Source organism: Helicobacter bizzozeronii (genome assembly GCF_900196775.1).
GTDB lineage: Bacteria > Campylobacterota > Campylobacteria > Campylobacterales > Helicobacteraceae > Helicobacter > Helicobacter bizzozeronii.
Map to the genome: position 1 here is coordinate 1 of NZ_FZLB01000123.1, position 3,549 is coordinate 3,549.

At 47.0% G+C, this 3,549-nt stretch carries 3 protein-coding genes; all 3 read right to left on the minus strand.

The genetic code is table 11. The features are described 5' to 3' along the window. Positions 1-219: 219 nt before the first annotated feature. Genes mqnF through C5684_RS09040 form a run of 3 tightly spaced genes read right to left on the minus strand, consistent with a single transcriptional unit; the run spans position 220 to position 3,427 of the window. Positions 220-1,440: an aminofutalosine deaminase family hydrolase gene (mqnF, locus tag C5684_RS09030; RefSeq protein ID WP_199764547.1), complete on the minus strand. Its 1,221-nt coding sequence runs from the start codon at positions 1,438-1,440 to the stop codon at positions 220-222. After that, on the minus strand, positions 1,421-2,686 hold the full coding sequence (locus tag C5684_RS09035) for an amidohydrolase family protein (protein ID WP_104640098.1): 1,266 nt from the start codon (positions 2,684-2,686) through the stop codon (positions 1,421-1,423). Before C5684_RS09035 ends, mqnF begins: the two co-directional genes overlap by 20 nt. A gap of 9 nt (positions 2,687-2,695) precedes the next feature. Continuing rightward, positions 2,696-3,427 carry a cytochrome c biogenesis protein CcdA gene (locus C5684_RS09040; protein WP_104629527.1) on the minus strand — a complete coding sequence of 244 codons (732 nt, stop codon included), beginning with the start codon at positions 3,425-3,427 and terminating at the stop codon, positions 2,696-2,698. Positions 3,428-3,549: the final 122 nt, after the last annotated feature.

The window sequence follows — 3,549 nt, forward strand, 5'->3', positions numbered from 1 at the left end:
ATACCCTTGGGGTTGGGGCATCAACCTTTGGAATAGGGAATGTAAGACTCCAAACGGAGCTATCCTACTTGAAGCCGCGATCTCCACTAAAGCTAGAATCCCCTAACTTTAGTTATGGGAGAGTATGTCAAACCACAACTAAAAATACACCCCATAACCATCACCTAAAAGCTTGCAAGAGGGGGATTTGATTGGCACTTGGGGGTAGGGGTGAGGGGTTTAGATTGCCAACTCCCCCCCCACATACACTACTTTGGCTTTTTGGGCGTGCAAAAGCCAGTGGAGCGCATCGGCAGGCGTGCCCTTGCCCTTAAAGTTAAAGATCGCCAAATCGGCTAGTTTGCCTGTTTGCAAGCTCCCATTATTCAAGCCTAGAGCCCAAGCGGCATGCCAAGTTGCACCTAAGACAAGCTGGATGGCTAATTCCTCTAATGGGGCTTGGTAAGCAAAAAGGGCGGTGCGTAATTCCTCTAAAAAATCTAAGTTGTAGTTAGAACTCTTGCCATCGGTGGCAATGCTAAAAGGGATACCCAGTTTTTCAAGGGGGGTTAAGTCCAATATCTGCCCACTTAATAAGCGGTTGGAACGCGGGCAACTAATTAAAGTGAGCTGGGCGGTTTTCTTAGCGTATCTTAAATGTTCTTGACTAGCAAAAAGCCCATGCACAAGCAAGAGGCGTTGATCTTTAAAGAGGTCTAAAAACTCCGCTACGCTCTGATATAGAGGCTTGGGGTGGGGCACGCCCAAAATGTCCTTATAAAAATGCGCAAACCAGCCCTTTTGTTGCTCGATCCATTCTAATTCGGCTTGGGATTCCAAAAAATGCGCTGAAATAACGGGGCTTTTAATGCTACTTAAAACCTTTTTGGCCAAATCTGGATGCACCGAGTAGGGGGCGTGGATAGCGATAGCAGGCGTGAAGGTGGGGCTTTTGTGTTGCAAAGAGAGGGCATGGCGTTCTTGGAAGGCGTGCAAGGTGGGTTCAATGGGGGTGCTAGCACCAATGAGCTCATCAAAAAACACCACCCTTAGAGGGGAGTTGGCGAGCAAAGTGCGATCCAACCCATAGCTGCTAATTGCCCCCACGCTTGCCACCCCGCTTTTGAGCTGTTGAGCGATGGCTTGTTGGATACTTTTATGGGCGTGGCGCAAGACTTGATTGCGTTGTTGGATGACACTGGTTAGCCAAGCCTCAAAACTCCCATAGACAAAGCTATTTTGCTGGTTAGAAAACTCAAAATGCACATGGGGGTTGATCAAAGCGGGCATAAGGACACAATGGGGGTAAAACACGCTCAAGGCTTTAGGGTGTGAATCCACCAAATGCGCATAATCCCCCACTTGGGCAATACGCCCCTCTTGGATTAAAAGTGCGCTATCTTTGAGAATACTAAAGTTAGGATCGCAGACCCAAAGCCAGCTAGCCCCGATGATTTGCATAGACAATCTGCTCTCCTTGTAAAACCCACTCCACAACGCCTTGCAACATTTGCCCTTCATAAATGCTCGCCGGGTTAGAAACTTTAAAGGTTTGCTCCAAATCCACTAACATTAATCTAGCTTGCTTACCCACAGCCAACACGCCATAATCTAGCCCCAACAAACGCGCTGGGTTGCTCGCCATCAATTCTACCAGCCGTGCTAGCGTAATGATCTGGGGCTTGATCAAGAAGGTATAGGCTAGCGCAAAACTCAGATCAATGCTATTCATCCCAAAGGGGGCATCTTCAAAGATTTGCACCCGGGGGGTGTGGGTGTAGTGCAGGCTGGTTAAGATGTCAATTTGATCCAAGCGGGCTTGTAATTGCTCTTGGTGGGTTTTGCTTTTGAGGGGGGGTAAAATCTTGCTACGGGGATCGTAATGTTTGTAAATGCTCTCATCTAGGATCAAATGGTGCAAGGGGGTTTGCACCCACAAAGGCGCGCCCAAAGATTTAAAGGCTTGGGCTACTTGCAATGCGTCTAATTCCACCACGCTATCTAGCAACACGCTTAATTTTGTGTGTAAAGCTAGCCCAGCGTATTTCCCCACTTCTTTAACTTGAATCAAGCGGCTCACAGAGGGCAAGCCTAGTTCATAGGCTAGGGGGCTCTCATCAAGCATGGCTAAACTGGATCGCCCCTCATACCCACGCACCCCACACACAAGGGGCAAGTTTAACATCTTGGCATAATCTAGGGCGGGCAAGAGTTTTTGCCCCTCAATGTTGTAGATGTAAAGGCAAACTTTTGTGCGTTCTAAGAGTTGATCGCAAAGCATGCTCAAATTTTGCAGGCGTTGTTGGCTATTGAGCGGGTGCAAACACAGCAAATCCCCATCGACTAGGGCTTTTTGCACCGCGCCATAATCTAGGGGGTTTAAGTTATCTTGGTGATCCTCAAACACGCTTAAGGGTTCCATGCGTGGTTCTGTAAGTGAGTAAAGCGGGGCTAGAGGGATTCCCATTAAAGTCCCCACCCCGCCCTTGTAGGCTTGTTGCTTGAGCTGGGCATAAGTGGAGGCGTTGAGATTGTGTAAGAACACGCCCAAATCGATCAAACTGGGCAAAAGAGTCTTGTTTTGGCAATCTAGCACCATCTCTTGGGGGTTAGCACAAAGCTGGGGGCTAAGCTCTGTGATCACCCCCTCTAAAATCCGCACACTCGTAATTTCCCCATTTTCTAATCTGGCATTTTGGAGCAACATCGCACTGCCTTAAAATTGCAATAAAAACGCGCCCAAATCGTCCATCTTGCCACTGATAATCAACACGCCCATCAACACCAAGACAACCCCTGAGGCGATCTCAAACCAATGGGCGTAACGGCGCGCTTTTTTAAGCATTTCTAAGGCTCTTTGCACCATCAACGCCACCACCAAAAAAGGCAACCCAAAACCCACAATAAACACAATAAGTAATGCCATCCCATAGACTTGTTGCGAGCCGCTTAAAATGACAATGCTTGTAAAAATGGGCCCAATGCATGGAGTCCAGCCCAGAGCAAAGCCTGCCCCCAAAATAAAGGGCATTAATGCTTGTAAAAATTTATTTTTGGATTCAAAGGAGAGGTTAAAATTTTTGGAGCGGTATAAAAAGTTAAAGCGCAAGATTCCTAAAAAATGCAGCCCAAATAAGATCACAATCCCCCCAGAGACATAACGCACCCATGCACCGGCTAAATAATTGTGCATAATTTTTGCCATCGAAGCGCCAATGAGCCAAAAGATCAGCCCAAAGCCTAGCACAAACAAACAAGCCTTGCCCAACACCGCAAAGCGGTTAAACTGACCGCTTTTAAGTTCATCTAGGGAACTTTGGGAAATGTAGGACATATAAGCAGGGAGCAGGGGTAACACGCAAGGGCTTAAAAAAGCCAATAGCCCCGCTAAAAAAGAGGCAATAAGAGGCATGCGATCAAAAATAGAGAGCAAGGCATCATCAAACATTCAGTTATCCTACTAGAATTTCTGTTATAATACTACGGATTTATTTAAAATTAAGATCACATAAACCTTAAAGCAAGGATCAAAAAAGCCCCCATGCCAGAACAAAACCCCACCCCCCAAAC

Excerpts from the sequence above, each read along its gene's own strand:
- mqnF (WP_199764547.1), bottom strand. The coding sequence starts at position 1,440 with ATGCAAATCATCGGGGCTAGCTGGCTTTGGGTCTGCGATCCTAACTTT.
- C5684_RS09035 (WP_104640098.1), bottom strand. The coding sequence starts at position 2,686 with ATGTTGCTCCAAAATGCCAGATTAGAAAATGGGGAAATTACGAGTGTG.
- C5684_RS09040 (WP_104629527.1), bottom strand. The coding sequence starts at position 3,427 with ATGTTTGATGATGCCTTGCTCTCTATTTTTGATCGCATGCCTCTTATT.